13 protein-coding genes and 1 pseudogene are annotated in these 15,772 nt (G+C 67.4%); 5 read left to right on the plus strand and 9 right to left on the minus strand.

Features of this window, described 5'->3' with window-relative positions; translation table 11 throughout:
- Nucleotides 1-2: 2 nt before the first annotated feature.
- The gene (gene zapD, locus VAPA_RS21665) at nucleotides 3-758 is read left to right on the plus strand and encodes a cell division protein ZapD (protein WP_021008903.1); all 756 of its coding nucleotides are present in this window, start codon (nucleotides 3-5) and stop codon (nucleotides 756-758) included.
- 59 nt (nucleotides 759-817) lie between these two features.
- Nucleotides 818-1,030, plus strand: a complete 213-nt coding sequence (locus VAPA_RS21670; protein ID WP_021008904.1) for a DNA gyrase inhibitor YacG — start codon at nucleotides 818-820, stop codon at nucleotides 1,028-1,030.
- Nucleotides 1,031-1,045: 15 nt separating this feature from the next.
- Here VAPA_RS21670 and VAPA_RS21675 read toward each other — a convergent pair whose 3' ends face one another.
- The 5 genes from VAPA_RS21675 to secA form a co-directional block, all read right to left on the minus strand.
- Nucleotides 1,046-2,992 carry an acyltransferase family protein gene (locus VAPA_RS21675; protein ID WP_021008905.1) on the minus strand — a complete coding sequence of 649 codons (1,947 nt, stop codon included), beginning with the start codon at nucleotides 2,990-2,992 and terminating at the stop codon, nucleotides 1,046-1,048.
- Nucleotides 2,993-3,056: 64 nt separating this feature from the next.
- Complete coding sequence (locus VAPA_RS21680; protein ID WP_021008906.1) at nucleotides 3,057-3,512, minus strand: (deoxy)nucleoside triphosphate pyrophosphohydrolase; 456 nt, start codon at nucleotides 3,510-3,512, stop codon at nucleotides 3,057-3,059.
- Nucleotides 3,509-4,384, minus strand: a complete 876-nt coding sequence (locus VAPA_RS21685) for an ATP-binding protein (RefSeq protein ID WP_021008907.1) — start codon at nucleotides 4,382-4,384, stop codon at nucleotides 3,509-3,511. The genes VAPA_RS21680 and VAPA_RS21685 overlap by 4 nt, the downstream gene beginning before the upstream one ends.
- Nucleotides 4,381-5,610, minus strand: coding sequence for a bifunctional glutamate N-acetyltransferase/amino-acid acetyltransferase ArgJ (argJ, locus tag VAPA_RS21690; protein ID WP_021008908.1), 1,230 nt, complete (start codon nucleotides 5,608-5,610; stop codon nucleotides 4,381-4,383). The genes VAPA_RS21685 and argJ overlap by 4 nt, the downstream gene beginning before the upstream one ends.
- Nucleotides 5,611-5,639: 29 nt before the next feature.
- Nucleotides 5,640-8,438, minus strand: coding sequence for a preprotein translocase subunit SecA (gene secA, locus VAPA_RS21695; protein ID WP_021008909.1), 2,799 nt, complete (start codon nucleotides 8,436-8,438; stop codon nucleotides 5,640-5,642).
- Between the two features lie 195 nt (nucleotides 8,439-8,633).
- On the opposite strand from secA, the gene VAPA_RS21700 reads away from it, so the two are divergent.
- Nucleotides 8,634-8,942: a hypothetical protein gene (locus VAPA_RS21700; RefSeq protein ID WP_021008910.1), complete on the plus strand. Its 309-nt coding sequence runs from the start codon at nucleotides 8,634-8,636 to the stop codon at nucleotides 8,940-8,942.
- 49 nt (nucleotides 8,943-8,991) lie between these two features.
- Here VAPA_RS21700 and VAPA_RS21705 read toward each other — a convergent pair whose 3' ends face one another.
- Both VAPA_RS21705 and VAPA_RS21710 read right to left on the minus strand, forming a co-directional pair.
- On the minus strand, nucleotides 8,992-9,975 hold the full coding sequence (locus tag VAPA_RS21705) for a Bug family tripartite tricarboxylate transporter substrate binding protein (protein ID WP_021008911.1): 984 nt from the start codon (nucleotides 9,973-9,975) through the stop codon (nucleotides 8,992-8,994).
- A gap of 31 nt (nucleotides 9,976-10,006) precedes the next feature.
- Nucleotides 10,007-11,029, minus strand: coding sequence for a pyridoxal-phosphate dependent enzyme (locus VAPA_RS21710; protein WP_413470475.1), 1,023 nt, complete (start codon nucleotides 11,027-11,029; stop codon nucleotides 10,007-10,009).
- Nucleotides 11,030-11,318: 289 nt separating this feature from the next.
- Here VAPA_RS21710 and VAPA_RS21715 point away from each other — a divergent pair, with 289 nt between their 5' ends.
- On the plus strand, nucleotides 11,319-12,239 hold the full coding sequence (locus tag VAPA_RS21715; protein ID WP_021008913.1) for a LysR substrate-binding domain-containing protein: 921 nt from the start codon (nucleotides 11,319-11,321) through the stop codon (nucleotides 12,237-12,239).
- A gap of 12 nt (nucleotides 12,240-12,251) precedes the next feature.
- Here VAPA_RS21715 and VAPA_RS21720 read toward each other — a convergent pair whose 3' ends face one another.
- Nucleotides 12,252-12,905: a hypothetical protein gene (locus VAPA_RS21720; RefSeq protein WP_051255401.1), complete on the minus strand. Its 654-nt coding sequence runs from the start codon at nucleotides 12,903-12,905 to the stop codon at nucleotides 12,252-12,254.
- A gap of 168 nt (nucleotides 12,906-13,073) precedes the next feature.
- On the opposite strand from VAPA_RS21720, the pseudogene VAPA_RS21725 reads away from it, so the two are divergent.
- A pseudogene (locus VAPA_RS21725) lies at nucleotides 13,074-14,430 on the plus strand (IS1182 family transposase).
- Nucleotides 14,431-14,649: 219 nt separating this feature from the next.
- Here the strand turns inward: VAPA_RS21725 and VAPA_RS21730 are convergent.
- A complete protein-coding gene (locus VAPA_RS21730) occupies nucleotides 14,650-15,759 on the minus strand; it encodes a response regulator transcription factor (RefSeq protein ID WP_041946552.1) in 1,110 nt (369 codons plus the stop codon).
- Between the last annotated feature and the right edge of the window lie 13 nt (nucleotides 15,760-15,772).

A 15,772-nucleotide genomic window follows, 5' to 3' on the forward strand; every position in this document is an offset into this window, starting at 1 on the left:
GCGTGATCCTCTACGAGTACCCCTTCAACGAGCGCATTCGCACTTACCTGCGGCTGGAGCATCTGTTTCGCCGCCTCGGGGAACTGGTGCCTTCGGAGTCCGCACTCTCGCACCACTACGCGCTGGTCACGATCTTCGAGGTCATGGACGTTGCCGCGCGCGCCGACCTCAAGGCCGACGTGATGCGCGATCTCGACAAGCACAAGAATGTCTTCAACAGCTACCGGGGCAATCCGGCCATTGCCGAGACCGTGCTCGACCAGGTGGTCGGCCAGCTCGAACGCAATTTCGCCACCCTCAATGCGGTCGCCGGCAAGGCCGGCCAGTCGCTGACCGAGAACGAATGGCTCATGAGCATTCGCAGCCGCGCGGGCATTCCGGGCGGCACCTGCGAATTCGATCTTCCCGCCTACTACGCATGGCAGCACCGCAGCGCGGCAAGCCGCCGCGCCGACCTCGAACGCTGGTCGGCCACGCTCTCGCCGCTGGCCGAATCCATCTACCTGCTGCTCAAGTTGCTGCGCGATGCCGATGTGCCGTACAAGGTCATTGCCACCGGCGGGCAGTTCCAGCAGAACCTGCCGCAGGGGCGCAGCTTCCAGTTGCTGCGCCTGCGCATCGATCCGCAGCTGGGACTGATTCCCGAAATCAGCGGCAACCGGCTCATGGTGTCGGTGCGGATGATGCGGCACGAAGCCGACGACCGCCTGCACCCGAGCAGCGACGACGCGGCATTCGAACTCACCCTCTGCGCGTGAGCCGCCGGGCCGTCTCCAGGGCGCACACCGCAGGGCCAAGCACGAAGGTTATCCATCCCATGAGCGACGTGAACAAGATCGGCGAGCGGATCGTCCGCTGCCCCTCGTGTGGCGGCGACAGTGTCTACGCCGAACGCAACCCCTATCGCCCGTTCTGCAGCGCACGGTGCAGGGGCGTCGACTTCGGCGCCTGGGCCAGCGAGGAGTTCCGCATGCCGGCGGAAACGCCGGCCGACGACGAGCCTTTCGGCGATCCGAAGAATGTCCAGTAGCGCCCGGCGCTACTGCTACCGCGCGAGCAGGACGCGGTCGAGATAGTCCGCGTACTTGCGGACATAGGACGGGCGCAGATGCTCCCGGTCCTTGTAGACCGGTGCGTCGTCGGGCGTTGCCCTCAGGCACTGCCCGTCGGTGCAAAGCCTCGCCATCACATCGATGGGCTCCGCGCCGCTCGCCCGCGCCAGGGCTTTCAGCTGCTCGTTGAGCCGCGCCTGTTCCGGCGGCAGGGGCGCCGTGGGCGTGCTGTTCAGAGCCACCATCCGGCCCATGCGGCTGCCTTCGATGAGCCGCCGGGGCTCGAACTCGGGGCCGCTGGCGTTGTCCAGCAGCAGATAGACCTTCTTCCTTTGCCGCACCAGCTCGGCCAGCAGCTTCTCGAGCGAGGCCAGCGAGCGGCCGAGGCCGTCGCCGCCATTGTTCACGAGGTAGGCCGCATCACCTTCGCGAAAGTAGAACGGCAGCGGGAAGTTACCCGTGAAATAGCAGTTCCAGCAGGCCCCGACCACCACGGTGTCGATCCGTGGGTCGAGCGCCAGCGCCAGCATCTCGCCGCGCGCCTGCTCGCAGCCGGGATTGCCTTCGGCAACCATGCCGGGCACCGGCGGGCAGGCGCCGTAGGTCGAGAAATACGTCGTCGCCATGCGCCCGGGCGCGCTGCCTGCAAGCTCCATGGCACGAGGCGCGTATTGCAGGATGTGGCTGTCGCCGATCAGCAAGACCGTGCCCGGCCCGCTGCCCACGCGCTTGACCGGATAGGTGCCGATCTTCTGCTGCTCGAATCCGGCGTAGTAGTTGTCATCCGCGGTGGCGTCGGTCACCTTGCGCAGCAGGTCGCTGCCGTTGCGCGGCGGCATGCCGCCCAGCGCGAACAGGCCGGCGACCGCAATCGCCACGCTGCCGGCCACCAGCGAACGCAGCATGCCGACCTGGGTTCGCGCCCGGGTGAAGCGCTCGACGAAGCGATAGGTGACCCAGGCCAGAACCACGCTCGCCAGCACCAGGCACGCACGAATCCACGCCGCCGGCTCGCCCTCTCCCACGATGCGCGCGTACACCAGCAAAGGCCAATGCCACAGGTAGAGCGGATAGCTGATGAGACCGATCCACACCATCGGGCGGCTCGCGAGCACATGCCTGTTGAGCAGGCCCGCAGGCCCGGCCGCGATGCAGCTCGCCGCACCCAGCGTGGGCAGCAGCGCCCACCAACCCGGAAACGCCTTGTCGCTGCGGGTCATCACGAGACCCAGCACGATCAGCCCCACGCCCAGGCACGATTGCAGGTGGCTGCGCCACGCCGGTTCCGGTGCCTTGTTCGCGGACTGCAGGCGCATGCAGGCCAGGATGCCGCCCACCATCAGCTCCCAGAAGCGCGAAGCGGGCGAGTAGAAGGCCGCCGTGCGGTAGGGATGGATCGTCAGCACGTTGACGAGGAACGACGCCACCGCGAGCACCCACAGCAGCCGAAGGACCGGCCAGCGCCGGCGCCAGGCCAGCGCCAGCAGCATGGGCCAGAAGATGTAGAACTGCTCCTCGATGCCCAGCGACCACAGGTGCAGCAGCGGCTTGGTCTCGGCGGCCGTGTCGAAATAGCCGGCCTCGCCCCAGAAGATGAAGTTGGCGACGAAGGCCGCGCCGCCGGCCGCCTGCTTGCCGAGTTCGGTGAACTCCCTGGGCAGCAGCGCATACCAGCCGAAGGCGAGCGTGGCCAGCAGCACCAGCGTCAGCGCCGGAAAGATCCGCCGGATGCGACGTGCGTAGAAATCGCGGTAGCTGAAGTCGCCCGCCGCGTGGCTCTGCAGGATGATGGTCGTGATCAGGAAGCCCGAGATCACGAAGAAGATGTCGACCCCGATGAAGCCCCCCGGCAGCGCATCGGGAAATGCATGAAAGGCCAGTACCGAGGCCACCGCCACCGCGCGCAGGCCGTCGATGTCGGGGCGGTACTTGGGATGCATCGTGTCGTGCTTCAGGCCTGCGGCGCCGGCTGGACGCGCCCGCCCGCCCGCACGGCTCTGTCCATCAGGCCAGTGTCGAAACCGCCAGCGCCGCCGAGGCCGGCAGCCCGCGCTCCTGGGTCAGCCATTCGAGCACCGGCAGGGCACCCGGCAGCACCGGCGCCACGTCCAGCGGCAGCTGCTGCCAGCGCATGGCCTGCCCTTCGCGCATTTCGAACTCGCCGCTCCAGGCCGTGACCTTGCACCAGTGCAGCCGCACCAGCGCATGCGGATAGTCGTGCTCGGTGATCTTCCAGACCTCGGCGCCCGCGATGGTGATGCCGAGTTCTTCGTGCAGTTCTCGGCGCAGGGCCTGCTCCACCGTTTCGCCGGCTTCGATCTTGCCGCCCGGAAACTCCCAGAAGCCCGCATAGGCCTTGCCCTCGGGGCGGGTGGACAGCAGCAGCGCGTCGTCGGCCGGCCGGATCAGCACGCCGACGGCCACCTCGGTGTGCTTGCGGCCTTGCGGCTGCCCACTCATGCCGTGGCCCGCCCGGCGTAGTCGCGCGCAAACTGGTAGGCCACGCGGCCGCTGCGCGAACCGCGCTCGAGCGCCCAGACCAGCGCCTCGGGCCGCGCCGCCTCGATGGCGGCCTTGTCGACGCCGAACGACGACAGCCATTGCGCGACGATCGCCAGGTATTCGTTCTGGCTGAACGGGTAGAAGCTGACCCACAGGCCGAAGCGCTCGGACAGCGAGATCTTTTCCTCGATCACCTCGCCGGGATGGACTTCTCCGTCCTCGGTGTGGGTGTAGCTGAGGTTGTCCTTCATGTATTCCGGCAGCAGGTGGCGCCGGTTGCTGGTCGCGTAGATCAGCACGTTGGGCGTCGATGCGGCAATCGATCCGTCGAGGATCGACTTGAGCGCCTTGTAGCCCGGCTCGCCCTCGTCGAAGCTCAGGTCGTCGCTGAACACGATGAACTTCTCGGGCCGTTGCGACACCACCTCGACGATGTCGGGCAGGTCGGTCAGCTCGGCCTTGTCCACCTCGATCAGCCGCAGCCCCTGCGGCGCATAGGCCTGCAGGCAGGCGCGAATGAGAGACGACTTGCCCGTGCCGCGCGCGCCGGTCAGCAGCACGTTGTTCGCTGGCTTGCCTTCGACGAACTGGCGCGTGTTGCGCTCGATCTTTTCCTTCTGGACGTCGATTTCCTTCAGGCTGTCGAGCGACATGGCGGCCACGTGCTTGACGGGCTCGAGCACGCCGTGGCCCGAACTGCGGCGGCGATAGCGCCAGGCGATCGACGCGTTCCAGTCGGCGGGGGCCGCCAGCGGCTGCGGCAGGATCGATTCGATGCGGCCGATCAGCTGCTCGGCGCGCTCGATCAGCTTCTGGAACTGTTCATTCATGACCTGTAGTCGGCATTGATCGTGACGTACTCGTGGCTGAAGTCGCAGGTCCACACGGTTTCGCTGGCGTGACCGCGGCCCAGGCCGATGCGCACCGTGATCTCGCTCTGCTTCATCACGCGCTGGCCGTCTTCCTCGCGGTAGGACGGATTGCGCCCGCCCTTGACGGCCACGTGCACGTCATCGAGGAACAGGTCGATGCCGGTCTGGTCGAGATCCTCGATGCCCGCGTAGCCCACGGCCGCGAGGATGCGACCGAGGTTCGGGTCGCTGGCATAGAAGGCCGTCTTGACCAGCGGCGAATGCGCCACGGCGTAGGCCACCTGCTTGCACTCGGCGGCATCGCGCCCGCCTTCGACCTGGATGGTGATGAACTTGGTGGCGCCTTCGCCGTCGCGCACGATCGCCTGCGCCAGCAGGCGCGCGACATTCTGCATGGCTTCGACGAGGGCCTTGCCTTCGGGTGAATCGAGCGAGGTGATGGCGGCGTGCGCGGCCTTCTGGGTGGCGATGACCACGAAGGAGTCGTTGGTCGAGGTGTCGCCGTCGATGGTCACGCGGTTGAACGAGGCGTCGGCCAGCCGTTTGGCCAGCGGCTGGATCAGGGCCGGATCGATCTTCGCGTCGGTCGCCATGAAGCCCAGCATGGTCGCCATGTTCGGGCGGATCATGCCGGCGCCCTTGCTGATGCCGGTGATGGTGACGGTGGCGCCGCCGACCTGGACCTGCTGGCTGAACGCCTTGGGGATCGTGTCGGTGGTCATGATGCCTTCGGCAGCACGCGCCCAGTGGTTCTCCGAAGCATCGGCCAGCGCGGCGGGCAGGCCGGCCTCGATGCGGTCCACGGGCAGCGGCTCCATGATCACGCCGGTGGAAAACGGCAGGATCTGCTCGGGCGCGATGTCCAGCTGGCGCGCGAGCGCAATGCAGGTGGAGCGCGTGCGCATCAGGCCATCTTCGCCCGTGCCCGCGTTGGCGTTGCCGGTGTTGATCACCATCGCGCGAATGCCGTAGTTGGCCGCTAGGTGGTCGCGGCACACCTGCACCGGCGCCGCACAGAAGCGGTTCTGCGTGAACACGCCGCCGACCGCGGAGCCTTCGTCGATCAGCACGACGGTCAGGTCCTTGCGGTTGGCCTTGCGCACACCCGCTTCGGCCACGCCGATGCGGACGCCGGGCACCGCGAACAAGGCGGCAGGATCAGGGGCGGACAGGTTCACGGGCATGGCGGGTTCTCTTCTCGGGAGTTTCTGGGTCAGCTGAGCTTGCCGTGGCAATGCTTGTACTTCTTGCCGCTGCCGCAGGGGCACGGGTCGTTGCGGCCGACGCGGGCAAAGGCCGCGGCCTCGGCCTCGGCGCCGAGCGTGCCGAGCCCCAGCCCCGCAGCCGCGATGCGGCGCTGGTTTTCCTCGTCCAGGCGCACCTCGACCTCGCCGGTTTCGGTCGGCGCGCTGTAGGTGATGTTCGAGACGTTCTCGCCGCGGCTTTCGAGCGCATCGGCGGCTTCTTCAAGCTGCTCGCCCGACTGCACGCGCACCGTCATGAGCTGGCGCGTGACTTCGTTCTTGACCGAGTCGAGCAGCTGGCCGAAGAGTTCGAAGGCCTCGCGCTTGTATTCCTGCTTGGGCTGCTTCTGCGCATAGCCGCGCAGGTGGATGCCCTGGCGCAGGTAGTCGAGCGAGGCCAGGTGCTCGCGCCAGTGCGTGTCGATGCTCTGCAGCAGCACCATGCGTTCGAACTGGGTGAAGTTTTCCTGGCCGATCAGCGCCACCTTGGCACCGAAGCTGTCGTTGGCGTTCTTGACCACCTTCTCGACGATGTCGTCGTCGCCCACGGCCTCGGCCGCCTCGATGTCCTTCTTCAGGGGCATGTCGATGCCCCACTCGTTGAAGAGCGTCTTCTCGAGGCCGTCGAGGTCCCACTGCTCCTCGACCGACTCGGCCGGCACGTACTGCCGCACAAGATCGGTGAAGCAGCCTTCGCGCAGCGCCGCGATCTGCGCCGTGAGGTCGCCCGCGTCGAGGATGTCGTTGCGCTGCTGGTAGATCACCTTGCGCTGGTCGTTCGACACGTCGTCGTATTCGAGCAGCTGCTTGCGGATGTCGAAGTTGCGCGCCTCGACCTTGCGCTGCGCGCTCTCGATGCTGCGCGTGACGATGCCGGCTTCGATGGCTTCGCCGTCGGGCATCTTGAGGCGATCCATGATCGCCTTCACGCGGTCGCCCGCGAAGATGCGCATCAGCGGATCGTCCAGGCTCAGGTAGAAGCGCGAGGAGCCCGGGTCGCCCTGGCGGCCCGAACGGCCGCGCAGCTGGTTGTCGATGCGGCGCGACTCATGGCGTTCGGTCGCGATGATGCGCAGGCCGCCCAGCGACTTGACGAACTCGTGGTCCTTGGTCCATTCGGCGCGCACGTGCGCGATGTCGGCCTCTTTGGTGGCGTCGTCGCGGCCTTCGTCGTTCTCGATGGCCTCGATCATCTTCTCGATGTTGCCGCCCAGCACGATGTCGGTACCGCGGCCGGCCATGTTGGTCGCGATGGTGATCATCTTCGTGCGGCCGGCCTGCGCCACGATGTCGGCTTCGCGCGCATGCTGCTTGGCGTTGAGCACCTGGTGCGGCAGGCCCGCCTGGGTGAGCAGGCCGTCGATGATCTCGGAGTTCTCGATCGACGAGGTGCCCACCAGCACCGGCTGGCCGCGCTCGTAGCATTCGCGGATGTCCTGGATGGCCGCCTCGTACTTTTCGCGCGTGGTCTTGTAGACGCGGTCGAGCTGGTCGTCGCGCTTGCTGATGCGGTTCGGCGGAATGATGACCGTCTCGAGGCCGTAGATTTCCTGGAACTCGTAGGCTTCGGTGTCGGCCGTGCCGGTCATGCCGGCCAGCTTGCCGTACAGGCGGAAGTAGTTCTGGAAGGTGATGGAGGCCAGCGTCTGGTTCTCGGCCTGGATCTGCACGCCTTCCTTGGCTTCCACGGCCTGGTGCAGGCCGTCGCTCCAGCGGCGGCCCGTCATCAGGCGGCCGGTGAATTCGTCGACGATGACGACTTCGCCCTGCTGCACCACGTAATGCTGGTCGCGGTGGTACAGGTGTCGTGCACGCAGCGCGGCGTTCAGGTGGTGCATCAGCGTGATGTTGGCCGGGTCGTAGAGCGACGCGCCCTCGGGCAGCAGCTTGAATTCGCCCAGCAGCTGCTCGGCCTTCTCGTGGCCGTCTTCGGTCAGGAACACCTGGTGGGTCTTTTCGTCCACCGTGAAGTCGCCCGGCACCGTGACGCCTTCGCCCGTGCGCGGGTCGGCCTCGCCTTCCTGCTTGGTCAGCAGGGGCACCACCTTGTTGATGGCCAGGTAGAGGTCGGTGTGGTCTTCGGCCTGGCCGCTGATGATCAGCGGCGTGCGGGCCTCGTCGATCAGGATGGAGTCCACCTCGTCGACGATGGCGTAGTTCAGGCTGCGCTGAACCCGGTCGCCGGGCTCGTACACCATGTTGTCGCGCAGGTAGTCGAAGCCGTACTCGTTGTTGGTGCCGTACGTGATGTCGCTGCCGTAGGCCTGCTGCTTTTCCTCGCGCGGCATCTGCGGCAGGTTGATGCCCACCGTCAGGCCCAGGAAGTTGTACAGGCGGCCCATCCACTGGGCGTCGCGGTTGGCCAAGTAGTCATTCACCGTGACCACGTGCACGCCCTTGCCCGACAGCGCGTTCAGGTACACCGGCAGCGTGGCCGTGAGGGTCTTGCCCTCGCCAGTGCGCATTTCGGCGATCTTGCCGTTGTGCAGCGCCATGCCGCCAAGCAGCTGCACATCGAAATGGCGCATCTTCATGACGCGCTTGGAGCCTTCGCGCACGGTGGCGAATGCTTCGGGCAGCAGGGCGTCGAGGCTTTCGCCCTTGGCGATGCGGTCCTTGAACTCCTGGGTCTTGGCGCGCAGCCCATCGTCGCTGAGCTTCTCGAATTCGGGTTCGAGCGCATTGATGCGCTCCACCGTCTTGCGATACTGCTTGAGGAGCCGGTCGTTGCGACTGCCGAAGATCTGGGTCAGGAAGTTGGTTGCCATTGGCGTGGAGATGGGCGGGCACCTGACACGACAGGCACTGCGACCGGATTCCCTAAGATATGGTGAAAGCAGTTGGGCGCACCTTCTTCGAATGCAAGCTCCGAAGAAAGCAAGCGGCTCCAGACCGGATCTGCCGGCGCAAGCGTCGGCAAACCGGGCATTTTAGCTGTCCTTGTTCCCCCCTCCGGATTACCCATGAATCGCCGCTCCGTCCCACCCTTCACGTTGCAGCAGGCCGCCGAAGGCTCGCCCACCCTGGCGAGCCTGATCGCCCGTGCGCGCGACGCGAGCGACCGGCTGCGGGCGGTCGAGGGATTGATCCCGCCGGCCATGCGCCCGGCCGTCCAGGCCGGCCCGGCCGAAGGGGACGTGTGGTGCCTGCTGGTCAACGGCAGCGCGGCGGCGGCCAAGCTGCGCCAGCTGTCGCCGATGCTGGTCACCCGGCTGCGCAACAAGGGCTGGGACGTGAACACGATCCGGATCAAGGTCCAATCCGGGCGCTGAACGGAAAAGCGGCCGGCCGCGCAAACGGCCCGGCCCATCGGGGCCTGGCCTATTGCGGCTGAAGTCCGATGTTGTGCGCCACCTTCTGCCAGCGCTCGGCTTCCGCGCGCATGAAAGCCCGCAGCTCGCCCGTGGTGGATCCCTTCAGCTGCACGCCGAGCACGGCCATGCGCTCCTTCACCGACGGATGGTCCAGTGCCGCGATCGCCTCGCGCCGCAACCGCTCGATCACCTCCAGCGGCGTGGTGGCGGGCGCCACCATGGCCCACCACTGGTCGATCTCGAGACCCTTGAGTCCGCTCTCCGCCAGGCCAGGCACATCCTTGAGGCCCGGAATGTTCACGCGCTGGGCGCTCGTCACCAGCAGCGGGCGGATCCTGTTGGCGCCCAGCAGGCTGGAACCGCTGGCCAGCGTCGCGAAGTGCCCGGCCACCGTGCCCGCCGCCACGTCGGTGAGCGCCGGCGCCGAGCCGCGATAGGGAACCATGTTGAACTTGATCTTCGTGCGGCTCGCCAGCAGCTCGGCCGCCAGGTGGCTCACCGTGCCGGCGCCGCTGTGCGCGATGGGCGGCGGCATCGGCCGGGCGGCCGCCGTCCTGATGAAGGTCTTGAAATCGCGGCTGTCGTCGTTCATGCCCGCAAAGAAGACCAGGGGCGAGGTGCCGATCATCGTCACCGGCGTGAAGTCGCGCAGCAGGTCGTAGGGCAGGCGCGTCGTCACCGCGGGCGCAATGGCGTGCGGCAACTCGACGATGGCCAGCGTGTAGCCGTCGGGCACGGCCTTGGCCGCTGCATCGGTGCCGATCTGGCCCGCGGCGCCGGGGCGGTTGTCGACGATCACCGAGCTGCCGATCGTCTGGCTCATGCGCTGCGCCATGGCGCGCGCAATGGCGTCGGTGCTCCCGCCGGCTGCCCACGGCACGATCAGCTTGATGGGTTTGTCGGGAAAGGCCGCCCAGGCGCTCTGCGCCGTGGCGGTGAAGAGGGCGGCCGAACCGGCAGCCAGGAAGGCGCGGCGTTGCATTGCTTGCATGGTTTCGATTCCTTCTGGGTGGTTCGGACGTTCAGACGGCCTGGTCGGGCCAGCTCGGGTCGCGCGAGGCGTTGGCGGTGAGCATCAGCACCACGTGGGCATCGCCGGCAATGGCGTTGCCCTCGCGCAGCTGGCGCAGGGCATCCAGTCCGGCCGCTGCGCACAGCTCGGCGCTCACGCCGGCCGCCGTGAGCTTTCGCCGGGCCGCGCGGGCCTGGTCGTCGCTCACCACCACTGCGCCGCCGCCCGAGGCGACGGCAGCTTGCCACTGCAGGAACGTCACGGTGGCACCGGCGGTGGAGAACTGCGCGGTGTGGCCGGGATACGTGCCGTTGAGCGCATCGCCGGCCAGCACGCGCGAGAGACGCGCAAAAGGCTCCACCAGCCAGAGCCGCGGCAGGCGCGGGATGCGCCCGGCGGCCAGCAGGTCGCGAAAGCCCGCGTAGATGCCCCAGGCCAGATCGCCGCGCGCCGTGGGGATCACGATGTGATCGGGCAGGCCGCCCTCGGCCAGGCACTCCAGGGCAATGGGCTTGTAGCCCTCGATCGCCAGCGGCGCGCTTCCCAATGCGGGCAGGCGGTAATTGGTCAGCGCGAAATACCCTGGATGCTGTGAGCGCTCACGCACGAAAGCCCAGCGGCCGGCGTTGTCGGAAAAGACGTAGCGCCGGGCACCGAGGGCGTCGAGCTGCCGCGCATAGGCGGGGGGCAGGCCTTCGTAGGTTGCCACTTCGCAGCCCAGGCCCGCGGCCCACGCATAGTGCGCCGCCGAGATCGCGGCATTGCCCGAAGAGGCCAGCACCAGCGTGTGGGCACCGAAATCCAGCGCCTGGGCCACACCCACCGCGGTCATGCGGTCCTTATGGGAGCCCGTGGGGTTGCCCGATTCGTCCTTGAGCGCGAGGCGTGCCACGCCGAACTGGCGCGCCAGCTCCGGCATGTCCGCGAGCGGCGTTCGGCCCTCCCCCAGCGTGAAGCCCGGCGCGTAGGGCATGGGCATGGGGCTGCCGCTGTCGGGCATGTAGCTGGCGCGCAACCCGGCATGAATGCCCATGCCGCGGCAGGCGGGGCAGCCATCGTTCGCCAATGTGAGCGGATAAGGGGCGTCGCACCGCAGGCACCGGAAGCCTTGCAGGCGAGGGTTTCTCACAGGGGGCGGCGTGCGGGCCGGCGCACTACCCGAGGGGTTGGCCGGCGGGCCGGAAAACGGGGCGAACTTGATGTCCAGAATGGGCGCAGGTGTGTTCACAAGGGTCTTGGCTGGGGAAGTCGTGCCGAAATCTTAGGCATCTGGAAATAAAATAATTCAGCTTGAAATACTCAAGCGATAAGAAAACTTATCGATGCGCTTCACCGAAATAGAGACGTTCCGGGCCCTGATGCGCGCCGGCTCCACCCGCAAGGCCGCGGCACTGCTGCACGTGACGCAGCCCGCCATCAGCCAGTCGCTCAAGCGGCTGGAGGCGCAGGCCGGCATGCTCCTGTTCCAGCGCACCGGTGGGCGGCTGGTGCCCACGCCCGAGGCGCGCGCGCTGTGGACAGAAGTGGAGCGGGTTTTCATCGGCATGGAGGCCATCGAGCACCGCATGCGCAGCCTGCGCGACTTCGGCACCAACCAGCTCGAGCTCAGTTGCTATCCGGCCTTCGGCCTCGGCTTCATGCCCCGTGCGCTGGAACGCCTGAAGGCGCAGCGCGGCGACAGTCCCTGGCCGCAGGTGTCGCTGCAGGTGCTCAGCTCCAAGGACGTGCGCGACCGCGTGGCAAAGGGCATCTCGGACTTCGGCCTGATGGCCGACGAACTGCCGCTCGAAGGCATCGATCACTCGACCTTCGCACGGTTTCCCGGCGTGGTGGTGATGCCGCAAGGCCATGCGCTGGCGCGCTTCAAGCGCGTCGAGCCGGAGCAGCTCGCACAAGTGCCCTTCCTGGCCCTGAATCCCGAAGACCCTTCGCACCGCGGGCTCGAAACCGCACTGGCCGAACGCGGCGCGGCGCTCCGGGTGACGGTGCAGACGCCCTACGCGGCCAGCGTGTGCGAGATGGCCGTGCGCGGCCTGGGGGTGGGACTGGTCAACCCGATCACCGCGCTCGACTACGCTGAGCGCGGCCTCGTGGTGCGCCGGCTCTCGGTCGACGTATTCTTTTCCTGCGTGCTGGCCCTGCCCACGGGCAAGGTGCTGTCCACCACCGCGCGCGACTTTCTTTCGCTCATGCGCCGGCAACTTGCGGAAGACGAGAAGCGCATTCAGCGCTACCTGCGCTGATTGCGCACCGGCCTACTTCCAGGCGAACTCGTGGTTCAGCCCCACGACGAAGCCTCGCACGCCCCGGGGCCCCGTCCTGGAGGCGCTGACATCCACGCTGACCAGCGGCGTGAGGCTGAAGCGTCCGCCGACGCGCGAGGTCCAGACACCCGACGCGCGGTTGCGCTCCGCGATCAGCGAAACCTTGTCGTCGAGCGCCCACTCCGCCGCCAGCCCGCCGCGCGGCGTGCGAGCGCCGGTGCCGGTGGCCCAGTCGGCGCCGAGGTTGGCGTGGATCTGCAGGCTGCCCAGCGGGCGCCATGTGACCGGCAGCACGAACTGGCCACCCGCACGCCCGCCGTGCGTCAGGTCGAACACGGCACCGAGCGACAGGGCCACACTCAGCGGCGCATCGGCCGCCGGTCCGAAGAAGTTCCATTTGAGCTGCGGGCCCGCGGTGGCCGAATGCGCGCCCTGCGCAGAAAGCCGGTCGATGTTGAACCCCAGCTCGACGGGCCCGACGCGGCAGGACGGACCGATGTGCAGCCCGGTCACCGGCTCGGGGCCGGTGCGGCCCCACCAGGCTTCGTACTGGCATTGGCCAGCATCGAGCAGGCCGGCATCGTCGACGTCGAAATGGCCTGCCGCCCGTGCGCCCGCCGCGCTTGCCAGAAGGCAGGCCGCCACCAGCAACCAGGCGGGTTGCGGCCATCGAATTGTTGTTCTGCGTCTGTACTTTTTCATCGCCGGCATCTCGAAGACACGGGCATTCTAGGAGCCCGTCGGGCTTAGCAGTCTTCCGGCTGAAGGCGCTATCCGAGACAATTGCTGCTGCACAACTGAGAGTCCGCCCTGATGAGCCGCTTCGTACCTGTAGACCGAGACACTGCGTACCTGTTGCCGCCGTCGGTGGACGAATGGTTGCCTGATGATCACTTGGCGCGCTTCGTGGTCGAAGTCATCGAGCAGCTCGATCTGAGTGATCTGACCCGCCAATATGCGGGGCGAGGCTCGGCCGCTCACCATCCGGCGGTGCTGCTGGGCTTGCTGATCTACGGCTACGCCAACGGCATTCACTCCAGCCGCAAGATCGAGCGCGCGACTTACGACTCGGTGGCGTTTCGCTACGTGGCGGCCAATACCCACCCCGATCACGACACGCTGGCGACATTCCGCCGCCGCTTCCTGAAGGAGGTCGAGGCGCTGTTCGTGCAGGTGCTGGTGCTCGCACGCGAGATGAAGCTGCTCAAGCTCGGCCACATCGCGCTGGACGGCACCAAGATCGGCGCCAGCGCCAGCAAGCACAAGGCGCTGTCCTGGGCGCACGCCAACAAGATCGAAGCGCAGTTGCGCCGGGAAGTGCAGGCCCTGCTGGCGCTGGCGGAGACCAGCGACCGTACAGCGCTACCCGATGGCATGGACGTACCAGCGGAGATTGCCAGGCGTGAAGACCGCCTGAGCGCTATCACGCAGGCCAAGGCCAAGATCGAGCAGCGTGCGGGCGAACGCTACCAGGGCGAGCAACAGGAATTCGAGGGCAAGCAGGCCAAGCGCAAGGCATCAACGTGATGCAGGCAAGAAGCCACGCGGCAAGGACCCCGAGCCGCCCCAGGCCGGCCCCAAGGACGGCGACCAGGTCAACCTCACAGATGAGCAGTCGCGCATCATGCCGGTGTCCGGCGGGGGCTTCGAGCAGAGCTACAACGCGCAGGCCGGCGTGGACACCGACACGATGATGGTGATCACCGCGCACGTCACGCAGGCGTGTAACGACAAGCGCGAAGTGGTGCCCACGCTCAAGCAAATCGATACGCTGCCCGAGGCGTTAGGCACGGTGCACACGCTCATCGCCGACAACGGCTTCTTCAGCCAAGCCAACGTGGTCGCGTGCACGCAGGCGGGGATCGAGCCGCTGCTGGCGATCAAGCGACAGTCGCATCACGAACCCCTGATGGAGCGATTTGCACCCGACCCCGATGCGCCGCAGACGACAGATGCGGTCGTGAATATGGTTCACCGGCTGTCCACGCAAGTCGGCAAGGCACTGTACAAACTGCGCAAGCAGACGGTCGAGCCGGTGTTCGGCATCATCAAGCGGGTGATGGGCTGGCGTCAGATGAGTATGCGCGGGCTGGCCAAGGCGCAAGGCGAGTGGAACCTCGTGACCATGGCATGGAACATCAAGCGCATGCACGTGCTGCGAGCCACTTGAAGGAAAAAAAGTGCGCCCCGATCACGCAAAAATCGAGTCGCCGCGCGACCCCATGCGCCCTCACAGTGCCTCGGCAACCATCAGGGGTGCTCATTCAGCCCGACGCCATCCAAAAAACTCCGTCGCTGCCATCATTCAGATTCGTTCGAGCTCAAGTCCGACGGTCTCCTAGGGATGGCGAAAGTCGCCGCGGTGGCGCGGCGCCTGCCCCGCAGGTTCTCAGATCTCGAACTGCGGCTGCAGCTCGCGGATGCGCTTGATGGCCACCCCGGCGGCCGCCGTGCGGGTTTCGACGCCGAGCTTCACGTACACCCGTTCCAGGTGCTTCTTGGCCGTGGCGGGGCTGCTGCCGAGAATCTCGCCGATGTCCTTGTTGGTCTTGCCCTTCACCACCCAGTAGAGCACCTCGGCCTCGCGCGCCGTGAGCTTCAGGCTCAGGCTCATGGCCTCGATCACAGCAGTGTCGGAAACCTCGCGCATGACGATCATCCATTCGTCGCCGTCGTCGTCCTGGCCGGTCTGCCGATGCAGGCGCAGGCTGAGGCTGCTCGCACTCGGCGTGGCCCCCACGCTCGGCACTGCGTGTCCTCGCTGCCCCCCGAGGGGGCCGCTCGCGCCTTGGGGCGGCCCGGCGGCGCTCGGCGTGCCCCCTACGCTCGGCCGCACGATGGAAAGCGCCGGCGGCTCGATGCCCTGCTGCCTGGCATCGGGCGCATGGCGCCGCAGCCACTCGAGCACCACGGGCGGCGTCTCGGGCGCGCGGGTGTCGCAATAGCGCTGCAGCAGCTCACGCGCGAGCGCCGTCTGCCAGATCAGCCGGCCCTCGGGCAGGCGCACGGTGATGCTCGCGTAGCCGAAGGCGTCGAGCGCATTGCGCGCCTGGCCGGCCTGGCGCGCGTCCTGCCGGGCGCGGCGGGCGCCCTGCAAGTGCACGTTCATGCGGGCCAGCACTTCCTTGGGCTTGATCGGCTTGGTGACGTAGTCGACGCCGCCAGCCTCGAGCGCGGCCACCAGGTGCTCGGTTTCGGTGAGGCCGGTCATGAACACGATGGGAATGTGCGCCGTCGCGGCATCGGCCTTGAGCCGGCGCGCCACCTCGAAGCCGTCGATGCCCGGCATCATCGCGTCGAGCAGCACGATGTCGGGGCGAGCCTGCGCGGCGCGCTGCAGCGCCTGTTCGCCGCTGGTGGCAATGAGCACGGTGTAGCCCGACTCGTCGAGCGCGTCGTGCAGCACCGCGAGGTTGTCGGGCACGTCGTCGACGATCAGCACCAGGTCGCTGTTGGCGCCCTGTTCGCGCAGTGTTCTCGCAAGCGGTGTGGTTTCCATGGGAGTGATGCCG

The organism is Variovorax paradoxus B4, from assembly GCF_000463015.1.
Classification (GTDB): domain Bacteria; phylum Pseudomonadota; class Gammaproteobacteria; order Burkholderiales; family Burkholderiaceae_C; genus Variovorax; species Variovorax paradoxus_E.

Excerpts from the sequence above, each read along its gene's own strand:
- VAPA_RS21675 (WP_021008905.1), bottom strand. The coding sequence starts at position 2,992 with ATGCATCCCAAGTACCGCCCCGACATCGACGGCCTGCGCGCGGTGGCG.
- VAPA_RS21685 (WP_021008907.1), bottom strand. The coding sequence starts at position 4,384 with ATGAATGAACAGTTCCAGAAGCTGATCGAGCGCGCCGAGCAGCTGATC.
- VAPA_RS21705 (WP_021008911.1), bottom strand. The coding sequence starts at position 9,975 with ATGCAAGCAATGCAACGCCGCGCCTTCCTGGCTGCCGGTTCGGCCGCC.
- VAPA_RS21680 (WP_021008906.1), bottom strand. The coding sequence starts at position 3,512 with ATGAGTGGGCAGCCGCAAGGCCGCAAGCACACCGAGGTGGCCGTCGGC.
- VAPA_RS21715 (WP_021008913.1), top strand. The coding sequence starts at position 11,319 with ATGCGCTTCACCGAAATAGAGACGTTCCGGGCCCTGATGCGCGCCGGC.
- VAPA_RS21700 (WP_021008910.1), top strand. The coding sequence starts at position 8,634 with ATGAATCGCCGCTCCGTCCCACCCTTCACGTTGCAGCAGGCCGCCGAA.
- VAPA_RS21670 (WP_021008904.1), top strand. The coding sequence starts at position 818 with ATGAGCGACGTGAACAAGATCGGCGAGCGGATCGTCCGCTGCCCCTCG.
- secA (WP_021008909.1), bottom strand. The coding sequence starts at position 8,438 with ATGGCAACCAACTTCCTGACCCAGATCTTCGGCAGTCGCAACGACCGG.
- argJ (WP_021008908.1), bottom strand. The coding sequence starts at position 5,610 with ATGCCCGTGAACCTGTCCGCCCCTGATCCTGCCGCCTTGTTCGCGGTG.
- VAPA_RS21730 (WP_041946552.1), bottom strand. The coding sequence starts at position 15,759 with ATGGAAACCACACCGCTTGCGAGAACACTGCGCGAACAGGGCGCCAAC.
- VAPA_RS21710 (WP_413470475.1), bottom strand. The coding sequence starts at position 11,029 with ATGGGCATTCATGCCGGGTTGCGCGCCAGCTACATGCCCGACAGCGGC.